Below are 26,640 nucleotides of genomic sequence, written 5' to 3' on the forward strand. Positions count from 1 at the left end.
CCTTTCATTGAAGACATATCATGATCCATACCTTTCATTGAAGACATATCATGGTCCATTCCCATATCTTCCATCGTCAGTAAAGCACGGGGACGAGGTGTCGGCATCGTAGTACTTTTTACAAGTGAAGTATTTTCATCATGTAATGTACCAATAGAAAAACCACTTCGATCAATAGATTCAGCTTCAATCTGATAATTTGCTTGTTTCGGTTCTACAATAACATCATAAGTCTCAGCTGTTCCTATCCGGAATTCATCCACTGGCACGGGTTTTACTGGTTGTCCATCTGCGCTGACTACTGTCATTTTCAGATTAGGAATTCTTACATCGAACAAAGACATTGCCGAGGCATTAATAAACCGAAGACGTACTTTTTCTCCAGCTTTAAAATTTCCAGTCCAATTTTGTTCTGGAGTCTTACCATTCATCAAGAACGTATACTTTGTTACATCAGACATATCTGTCTTAAGCATTCGCATCTGATTCCACATAGAGCGATCTTGCCATGTTGCTTTTAAGCCATCTTTTTTAATCTGTTTAAAAACATCAAAAACCGTTTCTCTTCTATTTTGGTAATAATCAGCCTCTTTTTTGAGATTACTCATAATTTGACCACTAGTCGAATTATGAAAGTCAGATAGTAGGACTACGTAATCTCTATCAGCCTTTTCTCCAGCTGATAAAGGTACTTTATTTTTTGGATAAATCACGAGGGGGCCATATAGGCCATCCTGTTCTTGTCCTTTACTGTGTGAGTGATACCAATAAGTACCATTTTGACGGACTTTAAATTTGTATTCATAAGTTTTATTTGGTGCAATACCATCAAACTGATTAAATCCAGGAACACCATCCATGATGCCAGGTAAGATTAAACCATGCCAATGAATAGATGAATCTTGGTTCTTTAACTTGTTATGTACACGAATAACAGCATCATCACCTTCCTCAAACTCAAGAAGAGGTGCAACAAACTTACCATTTACCGTAATTCGCTTTAAAGGCTTACCTGTTATATTCACCGTCTGTTCAGCAATAGTTAAATCATATTCTTTAACCGCGGCCATAACCCAAGTCGACGAAAATAAACCGATTCCTATTAAAAAGACATGACTTAATTTTTTAGACATTTACTTCACCTATCGGATATCAAGATAAGGGATAAAACATGTTTAACTGCTTTACCCCCAATCTCTCATTTATCGTATTCTTTATTTATTTGATGTATTTGACATGTTCATTTTAGAGTGATCCATGTTCATCATATTTGAGTGATCCATATTTCCCATTTTAGAAGGGTCCATATTCATCATCTTAGAATGATCCATTTGGGACATATCGGACATTTTACTGTGGTCGTGCTGGCTATGATCCTGTTGAGTTGTTTTATCATTCTTCATATCACAGGGTTTTTGACACTTACCTTGTTCTTTGATATCTGCTTGAACAGCAGTACTTACTGTACTGGTCTGTTTAGCCTCTGCAGCCCAAGACTGAGTTCCAGCGAACAAAGACCCAACACATAAAAAAGTAGTTAAACTACGACGAAATAAAGTTTTCATTTTTTGCTCCAAGATTAGCTCATATGAATACATTAAAGGCCGGCACTAAACATCTATATGACATGAAAATGACATTTTTGTAATCTACGCCGAATCACGGATTTATAACGTTATTATGATCCTAATTAATGCAATCAGGTTTTTATAAATGAGAATCTTATTAGTTGAAGATGAACAAAAAACTGGTGATTATCTTAAACAAGGCCTTTCTGAAGCTGGCTATATTACTGACTGGGTTACAGATGGATTAACAGGAAAACACCAGGCTCTTTCTGAAGAGTATGACCTAATTATTCTAGATGTAATGTTACCTAAGTTGGACGGCTGGAATATCATTAATGACATTAGAAAAAGCGGTAAAAGCATGCCTATTCTTTTTCTTTCAGCCCGAGATCAAATTGATGATCGAGTGAAAGGGTTAGAATTAGGGGCTGATGATTATCTTGTCAAGCCTTTTGCTTTTGCAGAGCTACTGGCTCGAATTAAGAGCTTACTCCGTCGGGGACAACAAAAAGAAGATAGCAACCTAATCACTATTGCAGACCTTGAACTTGATTTACGTAAACGTCGTGTTACTCGTGCAGGGCAACGTATTGACCTAACAGCCAAAGAGTTTGCATTGATGGAATTATTTATGCGTAGACGTGGAGAAATTCTACCTCGTGCTTTAATTGCTTCTCAAATATGGGACATGAATTTTGATAGTGATACCAATGTAGTTGAAGTCGCTATTAAACGGTTAAGAAATAAAATAGATAGCAACTTCACTCCTAAGTTAATTCAAAACATCCGGGGGATGGGATATGTCTTAGAGGTAGAAGATGACTCATAAATTGTTTAATGCAATTAGCTTCCGTATTGCAATTATCTTTTCTCTATCAACTGTCATCATCTTATTGATTATGGGGCTGGTCATTCATCAACTTGTTATGCATCATTTTGAAACTCAGGACCGGACCCAGTTAGAAGGAAAAATTCAGCTTTTAGAAAATTTACTTGAACAGAACCCTACAAATACCCATGAATTAAATACATATTTAAAAGATGCTTTAGTAGGTCATCATGATCTGATTGTTCAAATAGAACGTCCAACAGGCCAAATCATTTTTAGTTCAGCACCAGCAGTCATAAAGACGCAAACGTTAGTCAAATCTAAACAAGCCCCTTGGATAGAATGGGAAATTCAAAAAAAAATCTATCGGGGCTTAGTTTATAAAAAGTCCTTTAATAATATTAGTATTCCATCAGCCCAAATTATTGTGGGGATCGATACATCTGAACATCAACACTTTTTAAATGATTTTAGACGACAGTTATTATATATCGGCGTTGTAGGCACAATTTGTTTAATGTTTTTAGGTTGGTTTGCCGCTTGGAGAGGATTACGACCAGTTCAAAAAATGGCAAAAGTTGCAGAAGGCATTTCAGCTCAGCATCTATCTGAACGATTAGCGGTCGATAATACACGCACTGAACTAAAATCATTAGCCATAGCCTTTAACGATATGTTAGATCGGCTAGAAACGGCTGTAGAAAAACTCTCAGATTTTTCATCTGATCTGGCCCATGAAATTAGAACACCTATTAATAATTTAATGACTCAAACTCAAGTATGTTTATCTCGTAGTCGGGATATTAATACTTATCAGGAAGTTCTCTTTTCTAATCTGGAAGAGTTTGAACGTTTGGCTCGAATGGTTTCAGATATGTTATTTCTTGCAAAGGCAGAGCATGGCCTACACTTACCAAACCTACAACAGGTCAGCCTAGTAAAAGAGATTTCTGCTTTATTTGACTTCTATGATGCTATCGCTGCTGAAAAGGGAATGTCCCTAGAACAAAGTGGACAAGGATACGTAAAAGGCGATCCCTCAATGTTACGTCGTGCACTGAGTAATTTACTATCAAATGCGATCAAATATGGTAAACCTGATTCAATAATTAAGATTAATTGCCGACAAAATATTGATACCACTATATTCACAATCGAAAATGAAAGCTCACCAATAACATCTGAACAGCTGAATCGATTATTTGACCGTTTTTACCGTACGGATGCATCCAGACAAAGAGTTGAGGAAGGCACAGGTTTAGGTCTAGCAATTACCAAGTCAATTCTTGATGTACATGGCGCAACGATTCAAGCAGACTATAACAACGGTCGGATAGTTTTTAAAATAACTTTTAAAAACTAATTTTTGTAAATAAAAGACAACTGACTACTCATTTCCAGTATCTAAAAAATTATGAGTAGTCAGAAAATGATCCTTTCTTAACTACGTAGCCTTAAAGCATTACCAATAACCGATGCTGAACTTAGGCTCATTGCTAAAGCTGCGATCATAGGAGAAAGTAGCCAACCAGTAAATGGATATAAAATACCCGCGGCTAAAGGGATGCCTAATGCATTATAAAGGAATGCAAACATCAGGTTTTGCTTCATATTTTTAATAGTGGCCTCTGACAGGGAGCGAGCGATCTCTATACCTCGTAAATCACCTTTGACTAAAGTGACTTGAGCACTATTCATAGCCACATCTGTTCCAGTCCCCATTGCAATACCAATATCCGCTTGAGCTAAAGCTGGGGCATCATTGATACCGTCACCTGCCATTGCAACCATTCTTCCTTCTTTTTGTAATTTATTAACCAGTTCCAGTTTATCTGCTGGTTTAACTTCTCCGTATACTTCATCAATACCTAATTTAGCTCCAACTGATTTTGCAGTAGTTAAACCATCTCCTGTGGCCATTATAATTCTTAATCCAGAATTCTTCAGAGCATGCACAGCTTCAGGTGTACTGACTTTGATTGGATCTGAAACAGCCAATAGTCCTACGAGCGTCCCATCAACAGCCAAATGCATAACACTTGCGCCTTCTGCTCTTAATTGCTCAGCTTGAGGGATATATGTATCAACTGATATGCCGAGTTGTTCCATTAAAGCTGTATTGCCTAATGATAATTGTTGTCCATCTAACTCACCCTTAACACCAATTCCAGAACCTGACTCAAAAGATGTTGGTGTTGTTAGTACAAGATTTCTTTCACGGGCAGCCTGTACAATTGCATCCGCTAACGGATGTTCACTACCTTGATCCAAGCTGGCAGCTAATCTGAGAACTTCATTTTCTTCATATCCAGATAAAGCAATGACCTTATCAAATGAGGGGCGACCTTCTGTTAAGGTCCCTGTTTTATCAATAATTAATGTATCAATCTTACGTAAATTTTCTATTGCTGCAGCATCACGGAAGAGTACGCCATTGGATGCACCACGACCCGTTGCCACCATGATTGACATTGGTGTGGCTAATCCTAAAGCACACGGACAAGCAATAATTAAAACTGCGACAGCATTGATTAGTCCGTATACCCAACTCGGTTCTGGTCCAAATATTCCCCACCCAAAAAAGGTAAGGATAGATATACCGATCACCACCAGTACAAACCAGCCAGCTACCTGATCTGCCATTCTTTGCATAGGGGCTTTAGAACGCTGAGCTTGCGCTACCATTTGAACTATCTGTGAAAGTACTGTTGAAGAACCGACCTTTTCCGAACGTATCACTAATGAACCGTTCATATTCATTGTCGCACCGATTACTTGGTCACCTATACGTTTTGTTACTGGAACTGGCTCTCCCGTTAACATTGATTCATCAATAGAACTTGAACCTTCTGTAATTATTCCATCAACGGGGACCTTCTCACCTGGTCGTACTCTAAGCAAATCTCCAACATGTACATGGGAAAGTGGGATATCTTCCTCTGTGCCATCTTCATTAATTTTTCTTGCGGTTTTCGGTGCCAACCCAAGTAAAGATTTTATTGCTGACGAAGTTTGCGAACGTGCCTTTAACTCAAGAACTTGACCTAATAAGGTCAGTGAAATAATTGCGGCTGTTGCCTCAAAATATACAGCAACACGCCCCATAGAGATGAAAGACGCTGGGAAAACTTGTGGGGCTAGGGTTCCAACGACACTATAAATAAATGCAGCTCCAGTCCCAATTCCAATTAAAGTCCACATATTCGGACTACGATTTAAAATTGATTGCCAACACCTAACAAAAAATGGCCATCCCGCCCAAAAAACTATTGGCAAGGTAAGAAGAAGTTCAATCCAGGTTTGTACTTTAATTTCAAACCAGTTTAATTTATGACCAAACATCGCCAAGGTTATTACGATAACGGTCAAAGGTAACGTGTACCAAAATCTTCTTTTAAAGTCCTTGAGTTCAGGATTTTCATCAGCCTCATCTAAATTTGGAAGTAAAGGCTCTAATGTCATACCGCAAATTGGACAGTTTCCAGGTTGATTCTGTCGAATCTCCGGATGCATGGGACATGTATAAATTGTTGAAGTATTTACATGAGCTGAATTAGTAATTTCATTTGAATCTACTTCAGCTCTATTCATTGATTTTTTAGTTGGAGAAGATTTACCCTCTTCATTAATATAAAACAAAGGATCATTTTCAAACTTTAACTTGCATTTTTCACTGCAAAAGTAAAACGTTTTACTGTCAATTTTTTCATAGAATTTAGAAGCCTGCGTTACGGCCATTCCACAGACAGGGTCAATAAGTCTATTGCTAGTATTCTTATCTTCATGATGATGGTCCATAGAACCTCCTTCATATTAATTCTCAAAATAAAGAGCTCATTAGGATTAAACTAATTTTTCGTTTTCCGGTCATTTAGTGACCATTATTTTCAATAAAGTCAGTGTAACACTTGTGTGTTTTCAATTTTAAAAATGACAAAAATGTAATTTTGGAGTCATCAAGACGTTTCTATCTGTCTTGAATAATAAGCATACGAAGAGTGATGACCAACTCAATCTATTCATGAACGTCAACGGGTCATTACTTAGCTATGTATCAGTTTTAGAAGGATGATGAAATGAAAATTTTCCAAAATAAAGTATCAGTTCTACGCAATGTATTAGTTGGTGCAACTATGGTTGTAGCTGCTTCAAGTGCGTTTGCACATGTAAAACTTGAAAGTGCAACACCTGCTATTAATGCTTCTGTAGCAAGTCAACCCCAAAACATAACTTTAAATTTTGGTGAAGAGGTTATGTTAATGAACGTCAAATTGCTTGATGCCCAACGTAAGGATATCCCATTAAATTATAAAATAACTCATGATATGAAAAAGTCATTTGAAGTGGCCGTACCTAAACTTAAGAAAGGTAAATATACCGTGGTATGGACCACAATGGGTGCAGATGGCCATAACATGAATGGCGAATATAATTTCACGCTTAAAGCAGCAAAATAAAATAAAAACGAAGTTAGTAAACATGCCAGCAATTTGCTGGCATGTCGCTATAACGATGGAGAAAAATATGCTTCCTGAAACTTGGATATACGCAACATGGCTGGCTAAAGTCGTTTTATATTTAGGTATTGCATTTGTTGTTGGTGGCGCTTTCTGTTATTTCTTACTTGGTCGTTATGTAGAAATTAAACAGACTATTCTGAAGTACATAACTATTGGTGCAGGACTGGGTTTAATATCCAGTATTCTTGGCTTCTTCCTTCTCATTGGAAGTTTTGCCAATACAGGTCTTTCTGGCATGTGGGATAGCAACTACATAAACATTTTAATAAATACTCCCACAGGGCACGTTCATATTATTCGATCAATTAGTTTTGCTTTTCTACTTCTATTGATGATCATAAAACTTAGTAAAGGAACTATTCAGGTTTCAAAAATTGAAGGAGTAATATTTCTCATACTTTTAACTCCTATTGTTTTTAGTTTTTCTCAACTTGGTCATGTTACAAATTTACCTTTATTCGCACAATTTTTATTATCAATCCATGTACTTGTAATGTCTTTATGGATGGGATCACTTTATCCTTTATGGAGAACAAGTAAAAAAATTACTGGTCTTCCCTTGAAAGAACGCATGCATCTGTTTGGAAGAATTGCTGCTTTTGTGGTAGGAATATTACTTGCATGTGGTGCCAGTATTGCTCTATTACTCATTAAAGATTTCAATATTCTACTGAATACTCCTTATGGGCATGGATTCATTATTAAAATAATATTTGTTTTAAGTATTTTATTATTGGCTGCCTTTAATAAATGGTATTTTACTCCTCGTTTACAGGATCCAAAATTTGCAAAACAATTGGGTTATGCCATTTTATTTGAAATGTCATTAGGTCTAATGATCCTTTTAATGACAGGATATATTACAACTGTAGTGGGAATTGATTAAATAGGTATATAGTAATTTAAAAAAGTAAAATGAAAAAAATTATCTGATTCTGCTTGATTTCATCATTGGTTCAATCCTTGATATTTTTTCTAACTCCATAAGCTTTACTATTGTAAGTAGAGTGTAGTGTAAGACTGTAGAGTCTCAGATCTTTTAAAATATAGGGGTAAAATTACTTACCCCATAATCTGCCCATGTTTTTATAAATTAATTACATGATTTTCTGTAATTCATGTATAAATAAACTTAAACAAATAATCATAACTTATACAACCATTCTTAGTGCCTGTTCCAGCCCGCGTTGTTTAAGGTTGGCTCCTACCCCAAACCATGCTGAATCTAATCGGTGATCTTTTGAGATCGCACGTCGCTCATGATCAACAAACTCGGTAATACTACAAAGCAGTCCATACGCCGTATCTTTAGCTGAAGCTAACTCGGCACCACGACCATGCCCGTTAAACATGGTCATGACCTTAGACATCGCACGTCCATTTGGCTCAGTTTTATTGTCGGTTTTGGATGAGTTGATTTGTTTAGGCGTAGCTACATTACGGTAGAACTGAATGATACTTTCATCTTGTTCAGCAATATTCAGGTTTGTATTATTGAACACTGCATCGAAGTAAGCTGCTGCTTCCTGCTGGGTGACTTTACGCTGGCTGAGCTGCTTCATTTCATACATGTGCTCGTCCCATGCATGAACCGAAATACCCAATTGCTGTTTAATCTTTTCAGCATCAAACTTGGTACTGTGTGGAACTTTCACCACACCTGCACTACTATTCTGCCCACGTAAGGCAATCGCTAAGGTGTTATTACACACCACACGTACACTTGTAAATTGCGCCGTGGTGGCTAATGTCCCATCACATGCTGTTGCCAGAAGGATATAACCATTACTCACATCCTTTCCTTTCAGTGCTGTTGATTGTCCAGTCGTAGCCAGTGCCCAGAACTTACGACCACCTTTCAATACCCCTGCTGTTTCCAGTTCAAAGCCTGATTGTTCTGTCAGGTCTTTATAGAAGTTTAATATCTCCATCGGTTGCACCTCCTGATAACGCTGACTTACCACTGATAGCGGCGCATGAGTATCTGAACGATAAAGGACTCTCTGATCTTCATACGGCATGATGATGTTTTGTCCACGTTCATTTTTTGTCATATAGCTGACATTGGATGATTCAATTCGCCAATCCATCCCTGCTTGTTGTGCCCATACTTCTAAAGGTTGATTTCTAGTGAGTTGATTGCCCAAACCATGCCAAGGGGTTTGACCTACAAAAGCCATTGTTTCAACTTGATGTGCCATGATGTTTTTCCTATTAAGTGATTTAAATAATTTGATTAAGAGTTTGGGATGAAGTTAAGAAAAGCTTGATTGCTGGATTTCAAAATGTTGCAGACACTGCTCACACTGATAATGCAAGGACACTGTATTGTCTTGATGCTGGACGTAGAGCAGAAACATGCCCCCTACAACTAAACCAACAAAGCCACCGACTAGTGGGTGAATAGGACTACGTTTTGACAATTGCATACAGGCTGCTGCCAGAGACATGGGGGAGAATGATGAAAGTTTTGCAAATACACCTTGATGGCTTTGTTCTGACTGCCGTAGTAATTTCAGATGTCTCGAATGGCAGTAAGGACATTGATGCATAGTCGTCTCCTCTCAATAAAAGGCATAAAAAAAACCACAAGCAAATGCTTGTGGTTTGATTGAGCTTTATGTCGTTTTAGATTAAGTCAAATTAACGAGTTACTTTTGGAGTCGCTAAACCTTTCTTGCTACAAGGTTGGATACTTTCAATATATTGACCATCTCCAGTGTCTTTAAAGAAACCATGTTTTGATTTGATTTCTAAACATTGCCCCTTCTTAAAAGGTTTAACTTGTGGAACGACTTTAGCTGGTATAGCGTAGCTATTTAAAATGACTTCGCCTTTAGTAGTTGGAAATACAACTGACTCTTCGCCGTAATAGACATTGGCTTTAAGTGTAATCTGCTCAGTTTTAGCAAAAGCAATAGAACTGAGTGAAAGACTTAAAATTCCACATGCGATAAGTTTGATTGGGTTCATGGTATTTTCTCTGATTAAGTAAAGTAATAATTAAACGAATGCTACAGACCAGCTTTAATTAGTGACCAAAGCATGGCTGGTATCCTTCGTGAAGGACTTGATTGCTGTTCTTATCCCAACTCACCACATACCAAGTACATTGGTAACGGTCAGAGTCCCATGCAGTACGATAGGTCATGGTATTACCTTGCTGGCTCCATCCTTCAACTCGTTTACTCACCTGATCTGGACTTGAGCGGCCCCATACATTCATGAGATGTGACGCTAACATTTGATCAATATTCGGGATGGTTGACTTTAAATCAGCTGGAGCAGATTTGATTGGCTTTAATCCATAGCGAGAAGCATTGGAACTTAAGGTTTTCCCTTCATGGTACTCACCATCAACTTCTGAACTGAGATTACCTAGACTTGTATCTTGTGCTTTTGCCTGATCAACCGCGGCTATTGCCCCCGCAACAACCTCATCTTCAGCTTGTGAATGAGCAGATTCTGATTCCGGGTTTTCCACCATACTTTCAATTCCAGTGAAACCTGATTCAACGGGTTCCGATGCTGCTTGTGTTGTGGCAGATTGATTTTGTACCTTAGATTGTTCTAAAGCGAGTTGTGCTAACTGAAGTTCAGTTTGTCGTTTTTGATGTTGATTAAATAAAATACCGCCTGCAATTAACACCGCCATCATGACTACAGTTAACAACCAATATAACGGTGGTATCTTTTTAGTTGAGTTAGTGCTGTTCTTTATCATATTCATATCATTACCTTGAAATAGAGGATATACGGCGCTTTAGGGCTGCCTTCATTGGGGTAATATGTAAGTAAAAATTCTTTATTTTCAGTTATTGTCCAAATAGCTCTTTAATAGAGTCCGTGCTTCATTCAGTTGCTGTGCTTGGCTTTCAATGAGCTGACGAACAGACTCTGGAAGGTTCTGATATTTATCTGGATGGAACTCAGCCATCTTTTTCCGGTAAGCAGCTTGAAGGGTTTGCTCACACAATACTTCAGACTGAATTTCAAGAAGTTTGCAGGCCTGTAGTTGTTCCTTAGTCAGATAAGAAACTTTTTTCTGATCTATTTCCTCTGCCAGACATTGATAGATAATTTTGACGAGGTCAGGAAGAACTGCCTTAGAGACATTAGCTACACGGCACAAATGGGTCATGAAAAGATCAGCCTGATTCTGCTCAACCTGACCCAGTGCCATGGCGTAGACCAGTTGTTCGATCATCTCCGTACGAAGTTTATAAGCCAGCACATCTTTCAGTTCTGCAAAGCGATGCAATAATTCTTCATAATCGAAGTTTGGTTTTTGATTCATTAGTTGTTCAACATACTGATGTACTGCTTGATTATTCAATTTAGAAAAATGACTGGATAGCGCTTCTTTCGACTGAGCATTCCATTGACCCACAGTAAATGTAATAAAATAAGCAAACAGATCAACAATCACCTTCAGTTCTGCATCAATCTGTGGTGGAGCTTGGTAGGTCTCTGTTTGTCCCTGACAGACTTCATTTAGAAATGAAGCCAATGTTCGTACTGTTCCCTTATCCAATTGGTTAAAGGTCAAAGTTTCCATCCGATTCAGTACGATGCCATGATTAATGACGCCAATATCTGCCTCGACATGATGAATACTTTTAAAGAGATAAACCGCTTCATCTCCAAAGCTTTCTTTATAAAAGAGTCCTGTCGCCGTCACACAAAGTCCAGCTTTAGCACTGCCAAATACCGTATCGTCAATTAGCATAAGGATTTCATCTGGATGAATTCCTTGAGGGAGATAACTCATAGCCCCTTGCAATTTTTTATAAGGAATAGCGGGTGCAAAATAAATATTGTCACTCGCTCTTAACATCAACATCCAACGGCTTTTCTGGAGTGATTCTCTCGATATGATTGTCATGGCAACTTCCCCAATTTAGCGACTAAAACAACCAACGTAGAAAATCAGCAGGCCAAACAAGTGCCCGACCCAAAGAATATGAACCAGAATAAATAGGGTACTGCCAAATCAAATACAGCCAATAACCAATCACAATGGTGAAATAAAGGCCAATCAATGGATGTTTCATTGTAAATTCCTCATTTTTTTAGGTAAGCCTATCCAACCCACTGCTCTATGGCAGCAGGTGAGATCAAAAGACAAACTAAGATTTAATGTGAATACGAGCTCTAAAGTTTATGTGCACATTGCTGACCAGACTTAAAAGACACCTCTTCGAAATCCTCTGGCATCCTGACTTGCATCATGCCAATCGCCTCCAGCTTTTCTTCACCATAATGTTCTTCCATCCTGTCGTAGAAGCAGGAACAGAAACTGCGACTTCCTCCCGTATTCCTACAGCTTTGTTTCATACCCTTTTCGAAATCAGAAGAACAACCAGTAACCAACAAAATACTGACACCTACCAAACCCATCAAAATTTTATTTTTCATCATTTTATCCAGTGACGTCGTCATGGAGCTTAGGCTTTTTTAGGCAACACGAAGCCTTGCCATGGTGTAGCTCACATGACATTTTTTTAAGTAAATTTTTAGACGAAAAGATCTAAAGCTTGAGAAACTAGAAGTTCATCAAATCCTATTAAAACTAATCAGGCGTTATAAAAAGAATATGCATAGCCAACTCCTTTATATTGGGAGTTCTGCCAAAGCATTAGAGAATTATGGTGGCAGAACGAGAAAGGGTTGACAGACCGGATTGGATTGACACCAGCACACTCGAAAGTGTCCCTCTCCCGTCCTACCGCAACGGGAGGAGACGAGATGTACCCTCAAAATTATTCCTCAGAAGGAATAACTCTGATGCAACCCAATAAAACGGTCTGTCAAAACCGACTGGCAATGTGGCCAGCAAGCAAAGGATAATGTGCAATATTTAAGGTGTCAATGATCTATCGACTAAGTCGTAAAGTGATTGTTATTGTTTTTCATTAGATTAATTCTTTAAACTAACCATTAGGTAAATTTAAGGATGATTCAGTGTTTCGGTTAAAGTGTCTTGGTGGTCCACTGTATGGACAAGAATATTCTCATGCTCAGGATGAGTTTATTTTTAAAGACAAACAGACAGGAAAGCAGACGCGTTATCGAAAGCAGGCTTTAAACTTCACCCCACCCCAAGAGTTCTTTATAGCAGAGTCAATTTCTACAACCGTAGCCTACAATCTTGCATTGCAATTAATGAAACGCTATTGAGACCTTTTAGTAATACAAAGACATACTATTAACTAACCAATAATGAGTGATTTTCTAGCACTTGATTCAGTCCATAATAAATTTATAATCCAGTAGAATGCTTCACAGTACTACAAGTTTAGTCCAACAATTATAACTCTAAGCTACATTTTGATTTTGACTACTTTTCACCCAAAACATCGCAAGTCGGTACAGAATCATCATAAGTCGGTACATAAATGGAGTGCAGTTTAACACCTAACACCCCTCTACAAATGCTCATAATTCACTCTCAAGTTAAGCTAAATCATTTTTAAATTATAAGTAGTTACGACTTATAATATATGCACTTCTTTTAAAATGAATAAGTGAACTTGATTACATGGCAACTTCAGCTAAAAAAAATGCTAAGGCTAAACAAGAAACCACATCTACGATTAACATCAAAAAACTTATTGGCTTAATTGACCAACTTGAAGAACATATTATTAAAAGACATAAATTTCCCTATGGTTTGCCATCAGCCTATGCCGAACACTACAAAGCTTATTTACCCGAACAAATGGAACCTATCAGTGAAGAAATGACGGATAATGACCGAAAGTGGTTTTATGAACAGCTTGATCAAGGCTTATTAAAAGAATCGCCAGAACAAAAGGCTCTCCGTCAACAGGCATGGAGATTACCCCCACCATTACTTCGAGGTAAATCGGAAATTTACATCTACATTCCCGAAGAGGACCGACTTGCCCGACACTATAGCGAAATCGCGACTGAAATTCGTAAATTCAAAAACTTGGTATCAACTAAAACCAGAATATTCAAAAAAACAGCACAACAAGCTGAGAAACATTTTGAAGAAGCATTTCGTCTCTACTCCAAACATTATGATTGTTCTTTCTATATCTACACGCTACCAGAAGATATCTATAAACAGATTAGGCAATCTCAATTAGCCCGAAACAGCCATAAAAAATCCCAGAGGGTAAAAAAAACTTACCTCTCACTTGTTCAACGTTTTATTACCAGTAATCAAAAAACTTACTCAAGTATGGATACGGTTCTAGGAGCCATTGAGCAGCAAGCTATCTCAAAAATTCCAGAATACCTCACTCAAGAATACAATGCTGAAATAGAACATTGTTTACGAAAAAAAGAAGAAGCTGAATATTTTCTTTTTGCAGCTCGAAATGATCTATCTACAGCTGAAGTCAAAGAAATTGAAGAATATGGTAAAAAAACTGTAATCATACAAGCTCAGAACCGTGATCAACCCCTAACTTCTTTTGCAGGTCGCCCTATCGAACGTTATAAGGAAATAAGAGTATTTTATCAGAAAAAGATTTCTGCCTTAGAAACTCAAAAAAGTAAAATTAGAACCGACGATCAGAGAATGAAGTTACTGAATAGCGCTAAATCTTGGTTAAAGGAAAGCGAGCCAAGCCTATATGATGCGCTGAACATTTTTATAGAAAAGAAAGGTAGAAAACTTTAGAATTCCCCTCCCACCCCAATAAAAATCCGATCACTCACATAATTTATTTAGAGCCTGTTAGTTCTACACTGACATGCTCTTAAAAAAAATTAATAAATTTTTAAAAGAGTAATAATTACAATGAAATTTCTATATTTTAAAGATTTTAAATACATATATATCAGTAGCTTAAATAAATTCTTCGCAGATTTTTAGAGGGTGCTTAATTTTTTTCTAGAATTTCCCTTATGCAATCAAGCATACAAAACTTGCTACATAAGGAACCAATATGACCAACTCAAACCTAAGCCAGCAACACATCAAATTAATAAGTACATTCAATTGGAAGCTTAGCAATTTACGGGTGTGGGTCACCCGAAGAATAGCTCAACGAAGCCATTTAAATGCTGCATAACGCAGGACATCACAACTTTTAAAAAGTCCTCGTATTACCGTCATTTTTTGGTAGAGCATTCTCGAAGTAAAGTGCAATCGGCTTTTCGGTTTAAATACAATTGTAATAAGTAATATTAGATATATGTAATTAATCTACTAGATACTTATTGTCATAAGCAGTGTGCCTTAGCAAATACTGCTTATAGATTAGATTGATTTAATTGTGTATCCATTTGAGATGAATACACTCCAGATAGATTAGCCAATATCCACTCTACGCCTACCCTAATGGACATTTCTAAACGATGTCCATAGGGAGAGCATTTACCTCATGACGCCTGATACGTAATTAATTATTTGTATGTAGGTATACTATGAAATCTCTGAACAACACAGCTAAACCAATTCTTCCACCTATCGCACAGTTCTCAGTTGCAGATAGAGATGCATTCCTAGAACAGCTCAAGGAAGATTTTTCAACTCATGAGTACATGACAGAAAACGGTAAGATTAAAATATTCAAAACGAGTATAAACCCTGAAGTTGAAAAAATGCTCAGTCGTGTTGAGTTCATCAAGTATTTTGAGAAAGAGCGCCCAATCGCTACTCTTAAATCTGTTCAAAGTTTTAAGGGCAAAGAGCAACTACGTGTTGAATATGCGAAGGATATTCCACTTTTGCTTAAGTGCCAGCTTACAACAATCTTTGTGTCTGCTCACTCTGGCAATTACAAGATGGGCATAGAGTTACAGGCCTTTAAGGATTCATTCTTAGAACTTTCAAAGGAAGAACAATATACCCTTTATGAATTTTCTCTGATCAATCAGTGTTACACATCTGAACAGGCTCAGGCTTATGTTGCAGCTTTAATTAAATTTCAGAAGTTGTTTGCAATAAGAATGAGCAGTGCCTCAATTCGTAAACAACTTTCGAATCGTGCTAGTAATCGACGCCGTTCTAAAGAGCGTTGTGTTGAGCTTGTAGAGACTCTACTCAAGATCCATTCTCGAATCCTTGTTGTTCGAGTAGACCTAGGATTAATACGCGATCCAGCTAAGCTTCAACAGCTTGCTATCTCAACTGATTTTGCTCAGGCTGAACATGATAGTGAGTTTATGCAAGAGTCTTTTATTCGGTTCTATGATGCATCTAAGCATAATCAGCTTAAGCAAGCGCTCGGGTATATCCTGCGTATTGAACACACCCCAACCAAGGGATTCCATGGACATCTTTATTACTTCTTCAATGCCAATGACCATCGTGAGGACATCACGTGGGGGCAATATATTGCTGAGAAATGGAGGGTTGCTACAAACAATCTTGGGACTGCTTTTATCTGCAATATGAAGAAAGATGAGTACCGCTATCGTGCCTTAGGCATTTTGGAGTATACCGACCATGAAATGCTTAAGAATCTCAAGGCTACGTTTGACTACATATGCAAAAATGATCAGTACTTCGCCTTTACTAATGGAGAACAAATTCGGAGCTTCCGAACAAGCCAAATACCAAAAGTTCCTGCTACCAAACTTGGCCGTCCACGCAAGTTCGAGCAACTTAACCTACTAGACTCTGATCAGTCAGATGATGCTCAAGTAGGAGGACAGTAACATGACTAAGTACGCATCAGATGCTTTACTTGCAGCTACACATTCATCATGCAGCATTCAACCTATTTGGGCTTACGATCTGATTGGTTCTGAGAAGTCAGCAAAAGCTCTTGGGAGATCAAAAACTACAAGCATGTTTGCAAAACAAAATTCTCAAAATAGTAATCAGGCATTATCTCTCAGTAAACCTGTTGAGTTGATTAGATCAGCATATCCATTAGTGACAGGCTCCCCTGTCACTAATGGGATGTTATCTGTTCGGCTAAAGCCAGAGAACGAATTGTTTATTCAGTTTATTAAACATATGGGGCCTATGCTTAATGGGGGGATTTACTGCCATGATCAGTATTTTTCTAATCAAATTACGGGCTACCAATATATGCTCAACACTAGGCAGTTTAATGAGGATTTAACAGCTTGGAATACAGAACAAATTCGTGCTGAAGAGTTATTTGATTCGACAATGAAGGTTCTATTCAAAGACTACGCAGGCTTCGAAACACATGAGCTATATTTGCCAATGCTATTTACGCTTTCAGCGAATACTCCAATATATTCAAAACAACAATATTTAGATCAGCAGAAGAAAGAGATGATCGCCATTTTCTTTAATGAAGGTGGTAATAATGAAATTATTGCCGTATTTTCGAAATGGGAACTTACACCCCAAGGACAATTAGCACTCAGACTGGTGTTTTTACTGGAACGCCAGTTCATAGATGATCCTGTTGGTTCTTCTGATGAAAATGCTTTCATTGCTTTACGAGGTAATCTGGAAGGCCTATTTAATTGCAAAGCATATCCTGTATCTATGCCATTAAACGGGTTTATGCAAACTAATCATTTTTTTAAAAGTGATCCAAGGTGCAAAGATCTTATTAAGCTGCTCAAAACGTACCTAGTAGGCAGTGATGCAGTCCTTCGAATTTGGGATACACAGTCCAATTTTGATGTGTTGTATTCCAAGTTTAAAACTAACTAGTTAAAAGGCTATTTCACAATGGGTGCATTCCAGTTAAACACAGCTGATTACCTATTTATGAAATATCGCTCTATGACTGTCGAATTAATGAGTGTAGTACAAGACTATTATCCTCACTTAAGCAAGGCAGAGGCGCTAAGAAAGGCAAATAATCAAGAATTTCCTTTCTCTGTCTTTAAAATAGATTCAAGCAAACGCGCACCATTTCTGGTGCACGTTAAAGACTTGGCTGATATCTTAGATAAGAAGTATTCTGAAGCTGCTAAAGACTTTGCTACGTTTCATCAATGAGGCGTAGCACCTCTTCCAATTGAATTACATTACGTCTTGACTTCACAGAAACATAACGTTGTAAGCTCCCCCAAGAATCATGCAAACTTACTTTCTGAATTTCAGGAATAGTAAAACTTTGTTCTGCAAGCCTCGTACATCCTTCATGCCTCAAATCATGAAAATGTAAATCTTCAATTCCCAATATTTTACATGCTTCACGAAACTCTTTTCCTATGCTTTTTGGGTTCAGAGGCAATAAAAGTTGTTCATCATATCCTAATCGAAGCATACGACTCCGCACTTCATTATCTAATAAAAGTTCAATTATTGTTTTACAAGGTTCCAACACGTCAAAAGACTTGTGATTACCTTTAGAACCGTTCGGATTTTTCAAATCATGAACTTTCCATGATGAATGGTAAGAATCATAATCTTGCAGCCATAAGCGTGTTAACTCTGCTTCACGTCTGCATGAAAAAATTGCGAACCAAATAATTAAATGCATTGGATACTTAGTACCATATTTATTTAATTTCCAACGCTCAGCAAAAAGTTTTGTTAAAGCAATTAACTCTTCATTTGTAGGAAGTCTATCTCTCACTTTGCTAGAGGAGATTTGGCGAGTTTTTCTAAGCTGTGCCGTAGCTTTATCGAAGCTACTTAAATCAACTTCCATGCCCCACATAACAGATGCATGAGATAGAACACCTCTAATATGTAAAAGCTCATGCTGCTGTGTACTTGTTGCAATAGGGTCTAAACCAAGATTCGGCACGCCTCTCCGTCTTAGAGCAACATGCTCAGCCAAATGTATTGAATGTATTTTTGTGATAATATTGCGCGCGATTGGCAACTTCTTAATTAAGAGTAGAGAATAGCGTTTCGTCCTACCGTACTCGCTCCCAACTTCATCCAAATATTTATCTATGGCATCTGACAAAGTTAGATCAATCAGTTGTTCTTTGCCAAGTAAAATGTCTGGATTTTCTTGAATCTCAACTTCTCTTTTTTTAAGCCAGTTTTCTGCCACTTTTTTTGAATGAAATGTTTTGCTTTCAGAATAAGCTGGATAACCTTTTTTGTTGATCCGGATAGCAGCTCGGTAACTAACACTTCCATCTGCACCTTTTCTGGCAGTAATTGACCCCATAAATTTACACCATGAACCATTTTCTCCATTATGGTGTAAATTTTGGTGTAAATGCAAACTGATTAACGCAGCTAAATATGAGTTCCCACAGATTCAAACAGGTTGCAAAACACTGATTAAAGGTATGATTTTTAATGACTATTAATAAAACCATTGAAACTATTAAATCTCCAAGAATCAGTGTAGCCCCAATGATGGACTGGACTACAAAGGATTACCGATTCTTTGCACGGTTGTTTAACCCGAACGTTGTGCTTTATACAGAAATGGTGACTACGGGTGCAATCCTATTTGGCGATGCAAAACGCCATTTGGACTATAACGCTCAAGAACACCCGATCGTATTGCAGCTTGGCGGCTCAAACCCACAAGAGCTTGCAACCTGCACAAAAATGGCTGAAGACTGGGGCTACGACGAAGTTAACCTTAATGTAGGCTGTCCAAGTGACCGCGTACAGAATAATAAAATCGGCGCATGTTTAATGGCAGAGCCAGACTTGGTTGCTGAATGCATTCATACCATGCAAAAAGCAGTAAATATACCTGTAACAGTGAAACATCGTATTGGTATTGATGACATGCAGTCTTACGAAGAAATGCTACATTTCGTAGATACTGTCGCTGCAACAGGTTGTACGTATTTCGTTGTACATGCCCGTATTGCTATTTTGAAAGGTTTGTCTCCAAAAGAAAACCGAGAAGTCCCTCCTTTACGCTACGAAGATGTATACCGCTTAAAGCAAGAACGCCCCCATCTGACTATTGAAATTAACGGCGGAATTAAAACCTTTGCCGAAACTCAAGCTCATTTACAGCACGTTGATGGTGTCATGATTGGCCGTGAAGCCTACCATAACCCTTACCTACTTGCTGAGCTCGGCCAACTTTGGAATTTAGAAGCACCAGATCGATTCGATATTATGGAACAAATGCTACCTTATATTGAGCAACGCATGGCTGAAGGTGCTCCCCTTTCAATCATTACACGTCATATTTTAGGTTTATTCCAAAACTTACCGGGTGCTCGTAAATGGCGTCAGGCGCTAAGTGGCGGAAACGCAAAAACTTTAGCTGATGTTGAAAATGCAATTCAGAACATGCGAGCAGCTATGATTCGCACTGAAGAGTATGTAAAAGAGCAGCAGGTTTAAGTTGACAACGACTTCTTAAATTGTAAGAAAATGTGGCATTTTAAATCAGAGACTTAGATTTTGAGTATATTCGCAAATGTTGGAAAAAAATATTCAAATTTAAGCTCTGATTAGTTATTTATTTATAATGATATCAATAATTTAAATTTCACTATTTTTAATCACCTCTTTTGCTAGGTAGCTTTTCGCCCCAAAGCAGACACCTCTGGGAAAAAGATACGTTATTACATAACATACACAAAACTTTTAAGATACGCCTATTAGTATCTCTGAACGCCACAGGTAGGTGGTGATTTTTTTAATATGGATATGGGTAGCACGGTAGAGATTTCACGATGATTATTTATGACGGACAAGTAGCTGATAATTACATGTATCAGGATTCAAATCAGGCAGCCATTGTTGTATCGCACAGCACACCAAGCCTCCCTTATCCTTTCACCATGAAACCCAATAATCATCAAACTCAAACTTCAACCAACCCACCCATCGATGTAGAAAAGTTTGTAGAAAAATTAGAAAGCGTTACTTCTAGACGCAGTAAAGCTAGATGCGCACGTAGTATCCGTCTTGCACTCGAATCTGCTGGTGCTAATGTTGAAAACCACCCAATCGCAGCTTCAGATTGGGGCGATACTCTCAAAAAGATTGGCTATAAACAAATTGATCCAGCCTTCGACGAACCTCAAGAAGGTGACATCTACATCATTCACAGAACCCGCAACCACGTTTATGGACACATCGCAGGATATACTGGAAGTGAATGGGTCTCTGACTTCAAACAAAATAGCTATGATGTCTATAAAGATGACAGTGTAACTTATACTTATTACAGATTAGGGTAATCTACCTAAGAACTAGATGTTCAATTGCTTTAATTGTTTCAAACAACTGATCAAACGAGTGTTTTAAACCCAGCTTGGCTTCTTTTTTGCTTTATTTTCATATTGTAATTATCAAAAATAATGATGGAACTTTATGAAAAGAATACTGCTGAGCTTTTACTTACTGACATCGTTTAGCATGACTTATGCCGCCTCTGATACAAACATTATAGAGGTTTTTAAAAAAGTACCCGAAAAACGGATTTACCAACCTCAATATTTATTGAAAGGGACGACTCCTCAAGCTCGAATCCATGTGATACGAAAACAATATTTAAATGGAATATTAGACTGTCCTTCTGTGATTTATCACGACAAGAAGAAAATTCTATCTTTGCACTCATTTGAAGAGGCAACATTTTTTCTAGAGCCAGATCGTTACTATATTCGCTATGAGATTAACAATAGTGGTTGTATCAATTTGGAATTTTACCAACTTAAGCGCCCCAAAATGGACATCCTATCTCAGGAACGTCAATTAGAAGGTGGTACGGAATATACATTTTCTATTAGTGAACATATTGGGCCACAATAATTATTTCAGCTCACACTTCCAGCAGATGGTAGATCTGCTCAACATAAGGTTGAATCAGATCACTCTGGTTAGTTCTGTAAGCTAAAACCACTTCAGATAAAAGATTCTTATTTTCTAGAGGAATCAACTTTACATTTTGGGGTAATATTTGCTCAAACTCTTGGGGAACAATGCTAATACCCAAATTTGCAGCAACTAACTGTAATTGGTTTAGCTTACGTGATTGGATCGTCGCTGCTTTAGGCCAGAAGCCAGCCCCTATACACAAGTTTGAGACTAAATAACTCAAACCTCCCCGCTTAGGATGTGGAGTCGAAACAAAATATTCATCTTTTAAATCTTTTATCTGGATACTTTGTGTTTCTTTAAATTTAGGGTGATCAATATAAACAGCTGCAAATAACGGCTGCTCATATAGTTTCAAGGTCGTTATTTCTTCAAGGGTATGCCGAACTGGTGGTCTAATCAAACCAATATCAATTTCCCCATTCAGTAAAGCCAAAATCTGATGCTCAGATGACAAGGTATTTATCTCAAAATTGATTTGTTGCGTTAAGCTAATTTCTTTTAATATCTGGATCTTTCTATCATCCATAATAATACTGCTCGAATGAGCAATTTTAATCTGACGATTTTTTCCTTCTGCAATATTCTTAGAAACTCCAATGATCTCATTTAAATAATGCATATTATCTTTAATTTTTTTATAGAAGACCTCTCCTGCTGCCGTGAGTTTTACTTTCTTATCAGTACGATCAAATAACTGAAAATCAATTTCTTCTTCTAATAATTTAATTTGCCGACTTAAAGCAGACTGAGCTATGAATAGCTTTTCAGAAGCCGCAGTAAAGCTTCCTTCTTCAACGATTTTTATGAAATATTGGAATTGTTTTAATGTGAGCATAACCATCTCAAAATTAGATTATTAGGTCTATTTTCTATATTAGATTAGATAGATAGCCTTCGCTAGAATTTTATCAAGACCATTCAATTGATTGAATTATTCATGAAGTATTTAAAAGGGTTTGTCATTTTCACCGTTGTTGTTCTAATTTTATGGTGCTTTAAATTTTATGATCAGCAACTACCCACACAGCCCCAGCAAGACAACATAGAGCTGTATGATTAAATAGTTTCTCTCAAAAATAAAAAGGCATGCACTCACATAAGCACATGCCTTTTCAATATTTAAATTAGGCTTTCTTTAAATCAAGCTTTTTCAAAACTTCAGCCACAGCAATCATCGCAAAGCTTGAAGTCACCACTACCGCTGAACCATAGCCACCACAACGTAATCCCGCCGATGGGCAAACATCTGCACTAGAAAATGGGTTATCGATTGAGTAAATACAGGTAATGCCAAATTTCTCTTTTGGCTTTTTACAGATACCTCGAGCACGAAGCTGGCTACGGAGCTTAGCTAACATTGGGTCTTGTTCTGTTTTTGATAAATCAGCTACGCGGATTTTAAGTGGATCGAGCTTACCACCTGCTCCGCCCGACACAATTAAAGGAATCTTATTAAAGCGGCAATGCAGCATTAAAGCCAGTTTTGCTTTAACGTCATCGATGCAGTCCAAAACAATGTCTGGTACAGGGTTTAAAAGCTCTGTGACATTTTCAGGCGTTAAGAAGTCATCAATAATATTAACTTTAATATGTGGGTTAATTTGGCGACAACGCTCCGCCATAATTTCAACTTTTTCACAGCCCAGAGTTGAGGTCATGGCAGGTAGCTGACGGTTTACATTTGATGCTGCAACCACGTCCATATCGACCAACGTGATCTCGCCAATACCTGTACGTGCTAAAGCTTCTACCGCCCAACTGCCGACACCACCAATACCAATCACCATCACATGACTTTTTTCATAGTGCTGGAACGATGAATCACCATAAACTTTGGCTACACCTGCAAAACGGCGGTCATATTCATCTTGTTGGAGATCGGTCATTGCTACTCTTTGGGGATATAAAACACGGAGAGTATTTTACTGCTTTTCAGAAGAAAGTGTATTTTAGATCAAAGAAAACTTGAGACTGTAATATTTAAACTCACGACAAGTCTTATGATTATTAATCAAATTATACGACTTAAGATTTAAACTATTATTTACTAGTGTGACAGGCGGCATGGATGCCGCTCAGTTGGGCTGCGGTATAAGGACATACCGTCAGCCCGACAAAGGATTTTTGTTACTTTTTATCCTTAAAAAGTAAGGATATGGCTATATACCCAACATTAACTCATTCACATTCATTACAAGGCTGTGCGAGCTTAGCCAATTTATGAAGCAATCAAATTCCGCAGTACATAATGCAAAATACCACCCGCCTTAAAGTACTCGACCTCATTTAACGTATCAATTCGACATAACACATTAAAATGGCTCGCCACTCCATTTGGTCCTTTGACATCAACTTCAAGAATTTGATGAGGCTGAACGCCATCAGACAAACCTCGAATTGATATCACCTCATGACCAGTTAAGTTGAGAGATTGTCGAGTTTGTCCATCAATAAACTGTAATGGCAACACTCCCATACCTACCAAGTTTGAACGGTGAATACGCTCAAAACTTTCAGCAATGACAGCTTTTACACCTAACAAGTTCGTTCCTTTGGCAGCCCAGTCACGTGAAGAACCCGTTCCGTATTCTTTACCAGCAATAATCACAAGCGGTGTATGTTCTTGTTGGTAACGCATCGCCGCATCATAAATAGCGAGCTTTTCACCACTTGGCACATGAATGGTATTACCACCCTCTTCACCACCAAGCATTTCGTTCTTAATACGAATGTTGGCAAAGGTGCCTCGCATCATAACCTCATGATTACCACGTCGAGAACCATAAGAGTTGAAATCTTTTGGCTCAACACCTTGCTTTTGTAAATATCGACCTGCAGGGCTGTCTTTTTTGATATTACCAGCTGGTGAAATATGGTCAGTCGTTACCGAGTCACCAAGCACTGCCAAAATACGTGCCTGTTCAATATTTTTAATCGGTTTGGGTGGCTCACCAATTCCCTCAAAGAATGGCGGATGACGGATATAAGTCGAATCATCCGCCCATTCATAAGTTTTACTTTTTGGAATCTGAATGGATTGCCAGCTTTCATCACCATCAAACACCGCAGCATATTCTTTATGGAACATCTCTGTATTTACTTTCTGTAAGACAGCATCAATTTCTGCCTGACTTGGCCAGATATCTTTTAAATAGACAGGTTGTCCATCTTTACCTTGCCCAATAGGTTGCGTAGTCAAATCGGTACGAATATTACCAACTAAACCATATGCCACTACCAAAGGTGGCGAAGCAAGCCAGTTTGTTTTAACTAATGGATGTACGCGTCCTTCAAAGTTACGGTTACCGGAAAGTACTGATGCAACATTTAAATCATGGCATTGAATTGCATCTTCCACTGGCTCAGGTAGTGGACCTGAGTTACCAATACAAGTCGTACAACCATATCCTACCAAGTTATAGCCCAACTCATCTAAATACGGCGTAAGCCCAGCAGCCAATAAATAGTCAGTCACAACTTTAGAACCTGGTGCAAGAGAGCTTTTCACCCACGGTTTACGCTGCAAACCTTTTTCAATCGCTTTTTTAGCAAGTAAACCTGCTGCTAGCATTACACTTGGGTTAGAAGTATTGGTACAAGAGGTAATTGCCGAAATAACAACATCACCATGATTTAATGGATAGGTTTTTCCTTCAATCACGCAAGATGGACTTTCATGTTGGATATTTGCTTTTTTTGCCTCGACAGCAGTGCCGCCACCGCCTTCATTTTCTAAACGCTCTTTAGCTTCTTTGGCTGGTTTTAAAGTTAACTCCATGAGCGCATTAAAGGTTTTCGGCACCTCTGATAAAAGCACTCGATCTTGTGGACGTTTTGGTCCTGCTAGACTTGCCTGAACCGTACTCATATCAAGACTTAAAGTATCTGTAAAGACAGGTTCATCACCCGCATTACGCCATAAACCTTGCGCTTTGCTATACGCTTCGACCAATTCAATACGATCACTTTGACGACCAGTTAATTTCAAATAACCCAAAGTCACTTCATCAATCGGGAAGAAACCACAAGTCGCACCATATTCCGGTGCCATGTTGGCAATGGTCGCTCGGTCAGCCAGTGGCAAATCGGCTAAACCATCTCCATAGAACTCTACAAATTTCCCCACAACTCCTTTTTGACGGAGCATTTGAGTAATGGTCAACACCAAGTCAGTTGCAGTAATTCCTTCTGGTAGTTTTCCTGTCAATTTGAAACCAATAACTTCAGGAATCAGCATAGAAATGGGTTGACCTAACATAGCAGCTTCAGCCTCAATCCCCCCTACACCCCAACCTAAAACACCTAAACCATTAATCATGGTGGTATGTGAGTCTGTACCCACTAAAGTATCTGGAAAAGCAAAAGTTTGACCGTTATCTTCCCCTAGCCACACCGCTTGAGCCAAGTATTCTAAATTAACCTGATGACAAATTCCCGTACCCGGTGGCACTACACTAAAGTTATTAAATGCAGACTGTCCCCAACGTAAAAATTGATATCGCTCACCATTACGCTGCATCTCGATTTGTACGTTTTCTTCAAACGCCTGATCATCGGCAAAATAGTCGACCATGACAGAGTGGTCAATGACCAAGTCTACAGGAGATAATGGATTAATTTTTTCAGGGTCACCACCCGCTTGCGCCATCGCTGCTCGCATTGCAGCTAAATCAACAACTGCTGGTACACCCGTAAAATCTTGCATTAAAACCCGTGCAGGTCGATATTGAATTTCTTGATCCGAGGTACGGGTTTTTAGCCATTCTGCTAAAGCATGGATGTGTTCCGTTTTAACGCTATGCTGATCTTCAAACCGTAATAAGTTTTCCAATAATACTTTTAAAGATTTCGGCAGTTTGGCAATATCCCCTAGCGTTTTCTCTGCTTGGGCTAAGCTAAAAATCTGATAATTGCTGGAACCTACTGTTAGCGTCTGTAAAGCATTAAAACTATTGATATTGCTATACTTAGCCATTGGGTTATCCTCCCACGTCTGGCAATGTTATTTTTCACGTTTTTACATGTTGTTTTCTTACTTTA

General features: G+C 38.1%; 26 protein-coding genes and 1 pseudogene. 13 read left to right on the forward strand and 14 right to left on the reverse strand.

The features are described 5' to 3' along the window. Positions 1 to 1,133, reverse strand: a pseudogene (locus F928_RS22235) (multicopper oxidase domain-containing protein); the annotation flags it as partial. Positions 1,134 to 1,214: 81 nt separating this feature from the next. Continuing rightward, on the reverse strand, positions 1,215 to 1,565 hold the full coding sequence (locus F928_RS19055; protein WP_000853615.1) for a hypothetical protein: 351 nt from the start codon (positions 1,563 to 1,565) through the stop codon (positions 1,215 to 1,217). 148 nt (positions 1,566 to 1,713) lie between these two features. On the opposite strand from F928_RS19055, the gene F928_RS19060 reads away from it, so the two are divergent. Further along, the gene (locus F928_RS19060) at positions 1,714 to 2,397 is read left to right on the forward strand and encodes a heavy metal response regulator transcription factor (protein WP_001221582.1); all 684 of its coding nucleotides are present in this window, start codon (positions 1,714 to 1,716) and stop codon (positions 2,395 to 2,397) included. Further along, the gene (locus F928_RS19065; RefSeq protein WP_000149041.1) at positions 2,387 to 3,760 is read left to right on the forward strand and encodes a heavy metal sensor histidine kinase; all 1,374 of its coding nucleotides are present in this window, start codon (positions 2,387 to 2,389) and stop codon (positions 3,758 to 3,760) included. The genes F928_RS19060 and F928_RS19065 overlap by 11 nt, the downstream gene beginning before the upstream one ends. 77 nt (positions 3,761 to 3,837) lie before the next feature. Here the strand turns inward: F928_RS19065 and F928_RS19070 are convergent, their stop codons facing one another. After that, positions 3,838 to 6,195 carry a heavy metal translocating P-type ATPase gene (locus tag F928_RS19070; protein ID WP_005079053.1) on the reverse strand — a complete coding sequence of 786 codons (2,358 nt, stop codon included), beginning with the start codon at positions 6,193 to 6,195 and terminating at the stop codon, positions 3,838 to 3,840. Between the two features lie 278 nt (positions 6,196 to 6,473). Here F928_RS19070 and F928_RS19075 point away from each other — a divergent pair, with 278 nt between their 5' ends. Both F928_RS19075 and F928_RS19080 read left to right on the forward strand, forming a co-directional pair. Next, entirely contained in the window at positions 6,474 to 6,854 is a 381-nt protein-coding gene (locus tag F928_RS19075; protein ID WP_000689223.1) for a copper resistance CopC family protein, read from the forward strand. A 67-nt stretch (positions 6,855 to 6,921) separates the two neighbouring features. After that, complete coding sequence (locus tag F928_RS19080) at positions 6,922 to 7,803, forward strand: copper resistance D family protein (protein WP_005079068.1); 882 nt, start codon at positions 6,922 to 6,924, stop codon at positions 7,801 to 7,803. A gap of 265 nt (positions 7,804 to 8,068) precedes the next feature. Here the strand turns inward: F928_RS19080 and F928_RS19085 are convergent, their stop codons facing one another. The 7 genes from F928_RS19085 to F928_RS19110 form a co-directional block, all read right to left on the reverse strand. Next, positions 8,069 to 9,118, reverse strand: coding sequence for a DUF932 domain-containing protein (locus F928_RS19085; protein WP_000951143.1), 1,050 nt, complete (start codon positions 9,116 to 9,118; stop codon positions 8,069 to 8,071). A gap of 54 nt (positions 9,119 to 9,172) precedes the next feature. Continuing rightward, positions 9,173 to 9,469 (reverse strand): hypothetical protein, encoded by a 297-nt coding sequence (locus tag F928_RS19090; RefSeq protein WP_000553831.1) that lies wholly within the window; start codon positions 9,467 to 9,469, stop codon positions 9,173 to 9,175. Positions 9,470 to 9,560: 91 nt separating this feature from the next. Next, positions 9,561 to 9,890, reverse strand: a complete 330-nt coding sequence (locus F928_RS19095) for a hypothetical protein (RefSeq protein ID WP_001068164.1) — start codon at positions 9,888 to 9,890, stop codon at positions 9,561 to 9,563. Between the two features lie 58 nt (positions 9,891 to 9,948). After that, on the reverse strand, positions 9,949 to 10,647 hold the full coding sequence (locus F928_RS19100) for a hypothetical protein (protein ID WP_001985473.1): 699 nt from the start codon (positions 10,645 to 10,647) through the stop codon (positions 9,949 to 9,951). An 81-nt stretch (positions 10,648 to 10,728) separates the two neighbouring features. Then, positions 10,729 to 11,754: a J domain-containing protein gene (locus F928_RS19105; RefSeq protein ID WP_025465554.1), complete on the reverse strand. Its 1,026-nt coding sequence runs from the start codon at positions 11,752 to 11,754 to the stop codon at positions 10,729 to 10,731. 70 nt (positions 11,755 to 11,824) lie between these two features. Further along, positions 11,825 to 11,971, reverse strand: a complete 147-nt coding sequence (locus tag F928_RS22495) for a hypothetical protein (protein ID WP_000682545.1) — start codon at positions 11,969 to 11,971, stop codon at positions 11,825 to 11,827. 100 nt (positions 11,972 to 12,071) lie between these two features. Continuing rightward, positions 12,072 to 12,335, reverse strand: coding sequence for a hypothetical protein (locus F928_RS19110; protein WP_000790976.1), 264 nt, complete (start codon positions 12,333 to 12,335; stop codon positions 12,072 to 12,074). A gap of 546 nt (positions 12,336 to 12,881) precedes the next feature. Between F928_RS19110 and F928_RS19115 the strand changes: the two genes are divergently transcribed. The 5 genes from F928_RS19115 to F928_RS19135 all read left to right on the forward strand — a co-directional run bounded on the left by F928_RS19115 (position 12,882) and on the right by F928_RS19135 (position 17,829). Then, entirely contained in the window at positions 12,882 to 13,097 is a 216-nt protein-coding gene (locus F928_RS19115; RefSeq protein ID WP_000489165.1) for a hypothetical protein, read from the forward strand. Positions 13,098 to 13,458: 361 nt separating this feature from the next. Next, positions 13,459 to 14,571, forward strand: coding sequence for a hypothetical protein (locus F928_RS19120; protein WP_005079077.1), 1,113 nt, complete (start codon positions 13,459 to 13,461; stop codon positions 14,569 to 14,571). A gap of 749 nt (positions 14,572 to 15,320) precedes the next feature. Then, positions 15,321 to 16,556 (forward strand): YagK/YfjJ domain-containing protein, encoded by a 1,236-nt coding sequence (locus tag F928_RS19125; RefSeq protein ID WP_000838814.1) that lies wholly within the window; start codon positions 15,321 to 15,323, stop codon positions 16,554 to 16,556. A gap of 1 nt (position 16,557) precedes the next feature. After that, positions 16,558 to 17,538 carry a hypothetical protein gene (locus F928_RS19130; RefSeq protein WP_005079078.1) on the forward strand — a complete coding sequence of 327 codons (981 nt, stop codon included), beginning with the start codon at positions 16,558 to 16,560 and terminating at the stop codon, positions 17,536 to 17,538. Positions 17,539 to 17,556: 18 nt separating this feature from the next. Further along, complete coding sequence (locus tag F928_RS19135) at positions 17,557 to 17,829, forward strand: pyocin activator PrtN family protein (RefSeq protein WP_004738135.1); 273 nt, start codon at positions 17,557 to 17,559, stop codon at positions 17,827 to 17,829. Here F928_RS19135 and F928_RS19140 read toward each other — a convergent pair. After that, positions 17,813 to 18,961 (reverse strand): tyrosine-type recombinase/integrase, encoded by a 1,149-nt coding sequence (locus F928_RS19140; RefSeq protein WP_004738134.1) that lies wholly within the window; start codon positions 18,959 to 18,961, stop codon positions 17,813 to 17,815. The genes F928_RS19135 and F928_RS19140 overlap by 17 nt on opposite strands. Before the next feature lie 134 nt (positions 18,962 to 19,095). Between F928_RS19140 and dusA the strand changes: the two genes are divergently transcribed. The 3 genes from dusA (at position 19,096) to F928_RS19155 (ending at position 21,531) form a co-directional block, all read left to right on the forward strand. After that, on the forward strand, positions 19,096 to 20,112 hold the full coding sequence (dusA, locus tag F928_RS19145; RefSeq protein ID WP_002117180.1) for a tRNA dihydrouridine(20/20a) synthase DusA: 1,017 nt from the start codon (positions 19,096 to 19,098) through the stop codon (positions 20,110 to 20,112). A gap of 335 nt (positions 20,113 to 20,447) precedes the next feature. Continuing rightward, positions 20,448 to 20,957 (forward strand): hypothetical protein, encoded by a 510-nt coding sequence (locus F928_RS19150; RefSeq protein WP_002117310.1) that lies wholly within the window; start codon positions 20,448 to 20,450, stop codon positions 20,955 to 20,957. A 178-nt stretch (positions 20,958 to 21,135) separates the two neighbouring features. Next, positions 21,136 to 21,531 carry a hypothetical protein gene (locus F928_RS19155; protein WP_002117235.1) on the forward strand — a complete coding sequence of 132 codons (396 nt, stop codon included), beginning with the start codon at positions 21,136 to 21,138 and terminating at the stop codon, positions 21,529 to 21,531. Positions 21,532 to 21,541: 10 nt separating this feature from the next. On the opposite strand, the gene F928_RS19160 is transcribed toward F928_RS19155, so the two are convergent. After that, positions 21,542 to 22,441, reverse strand: a complete 900-nt coding sequence (locus F928_RS19160) for a LysR family transcriptional regulator (protein ID WP_080632754.1) — start codon at positions 22,439 to 22,441, stop codon at positions 21,542 to 21,544. A 96-nt stretch (positions 22,442 to 22,537) separates the two neighbouring features. Between F928_RS19160 and F928_RS22245 the strand changes: the two genes are divergently transcribed. Further along, positions 22,538 to 22,660, forward strand: a complete 123-nt coding sequence (locus F928_RS22245; RefSeq protein ID WP_002117232.1) for a hypothetical protein — start codon at positions 22,538 to 22,540, stop codon at positions 22,658 to 22,660. Positions 22,661 to 22,724: 64 nt separating this feature from the next. Here F928_RS22245 and F928_RS19165 read toward each other — a convergent pair whose 3' ends face one another. Both F928_RS19165 and acnA read right to left on the reverse strand, forming a co-directional pair. Continuing rightward, entirely contained in the window at positions 22,725 to 23,486 is a 762-nt protein-coding gene (locus F928_RS19165; RefSeq protein WP_005079081.1) for a tRNA threonylcarbamoyladenosine dehydratase, read from the reverse strand. 332 nt (positions 23,487 to 23,818) lie between these two features. Next, a complete protein-coding gene (gene acnA, locus F928_RS19170) occupies positions 23,819 to 26,575 on the reverse strand; it encodes an aconitate hydratase AcnA (RefSeq protein ID WP_005079083.1) in 2,757 nt (918 codons plus the stop codon). Positions 26,576 to 26,640 lie beyond the last annotated feature (65 nt).

The organism is Acinetobacter pittii ATCC 19004 = CIP 70.29, from assembly GCF_000369045.1.
Lineage (GTDB): Bacteria > Pseudomonadota > Gammaproteobacteria > Pseudomonadales > Moraxellaceae > Acinetobacter > Acinetobacter pittii.

What these genes read in the sequence shown, in the direction of transcription:
- F928_RS19055 (WP_000853615.1), bottom strand. Translation starts at nt 1,565, where the DNA reads ATGAAAACTTTATTTCGTCGTAGTTTAACTACTTTTTTATGTGTTGGG.
- F928_RS19060 (WP_001221582.1), top strand. Translation starts at nt 1,714, where the DNA reads ATGAGAATCTTATTAGTTGAAGATGAACAAAAAACTGGTGATTATCTT.
- F928_RS19065 (WP_000149041.1), top strand. Translation starts at nt 2,387, where the DNA reads ATGACTCATAAATTGTTTAATGCAATTAGCTTCCGTATTGCAATTATC.
- F928_RS19070 (WP_005079053.1), bottom strand. Translation starts at nt 6,195, where the DNA reads ATGGACCATCATCATGAAGATAAGAATACTAGCAATAGACTTATTGAC.
- F928_RS19075 (WP_000689223.1), top strand. Translation starts at nt 6,474, where the DNA reads ATGAAAATTTTCCAAAATAAAGTATCAGTTCTACGCAATGTATTAGTT.
- F928_RS19080 (WP_005079068.1), top strand. Translation starts at nt 6,922, where the DNA reads ATGCTTCCTGAAACTTGGATATACGCAACATGGCTGGCTAAAGTCGTT.
- F928_RS19085 (WP_000951143.1), bottom strand. Translation starts at nt 9,118, where the DNA reads ATGGCACATCAAGTTGAAACAATGGCTTTTGTAGGTCAAACCCCTTGG.
- F928_RS19090 (WP_000553831.1), bottom strand. Translation starts at nt 9,469, where the DNA reads ATGCATCAATGTCCTTACTGCCATTCGAGACATCTGAAATTACTACGG.
- F928_RS19095 (WP_001068164.1), bottom strand. Translation starts at nt 9,890, where the DNA reads ATGAACCCAATCAAACTTATCGCATGTGGAATTTTAAGTCTTTCACTC.
- F928_RS19100 (WP_001985473.1), bottom strand. Translation starts at nt 10,647, where the DNA reads ATGAATATGATAAAGAACAGCACTAACTCAACTAAAAAGATACCACCG.
- F928_RS19105 (WP_025465554.1), bottom strand. Translation starts at nt 11,754, where the DNA reads ATGTTAAGAGCGAGTGACAATATTTATTTTGCACCCGCTATTCCTTAT.
- F928_RS22495 (WP_000682545.1), bottom strand. Translation starts at nt 11,971, where the DNA reads ATGAAACATCCATTGATTGGCCTTTATTTCACCATTGTGATTGGTTAT.
- F928_RS19110 (WP_000790976.1), bottom strand. Translation starts at nt 12,335, where the DNA reads ATGAAAAATAAAATTTTGATGGGTTTGGTAGGTGTCAGTATTTTGTTG.
- F928_RS19120 (WP_005079077.1), top strand. Translation starts at nt 13,459, where the DNA reads ATGGCAACTTCAGCTAAAAAAAATGCTAAGGCTAAACAAGAAACCACA.
- F928_RS19125 (WP_000838814.1), top strand. Translation starts at nt 15,321, where the DNA reads ATGAAATCTCTGAACAACACAGCTAAACCAATTCTTCCACCTATCGCA.
- F928_RS19130 (WP_005079078.1), top strand. Translation starts at nt 16,558, where the DNA reads ATGACTAAGTACGCATCAGATGCTTTACTTGCAGCTACACATTCATCA.
- F928_RS19135 (WP_004738135.1), top strand. Translation starts at nt 17,557, where the DNA reads ATGGGTGCATTCCAGTTAAACACAGCTGATTACCTATTTATGAAATAT.
- F928_RS19140 (WP_004738134.1), bottom strand. Translation starts at nt 18,961, where the DNA reads ATGGGGTCAATTACTGCCAGAAAAGGTGCAGATGGAAGTGTTAGTTAC.
- dusA (WP_002117180.1), top strand. Translation starts at nt 19,096, where the DNA reads ATGACTATTAATAAAACCATTGAAACTATTAAATCTCCAAGAATCAGT.
- F928_RS19150 (WP_002117310.1), top strand. Translation starts at nt 20,448, where the DNA reads ATGATTATTTATGACGGACAAGTAGCTGATAATTACATGTATCAGGAT.
- F928_RS19155 (WP_002117235.1), top strand. Translation starts at nt 21,136, where the DNA reads ATGACTTATGCCGCCTCTGATACAAACATTATAGAGGTTTTTAAAAAA.
- F928_RS19160 (WP_080632754.1), bottom strand. Translation starts at nt 22,441, where the DNA reads ATGGTTATGCTCACATTAAAACAATTCCAATATTTCATAAAAATCGTT.
- F928_RS22245 (WP_002117232.1), top strand. Translation starts at nt 22,538, where the DNA reads ATGAAGTATTTAAAAGGGTTTGTCATTTTCACCGTTGTTGTTCTAATT.
- F928_RS19165 (WP_005079081.1), bottom strand. Translation starts at nt 23,486, where the DNA reads ATGACCGATCTCCAACAAGATGAATATGACCGCCGTTTTGCAGGTGTA.
- acnA (WP_005079083.1), bottom strand. Translation starts at nt 26,575, where the DNA reads ATGGCTAAGTATAGCAATATCAATAGTTTTAATGCTTTACAGACGCTA.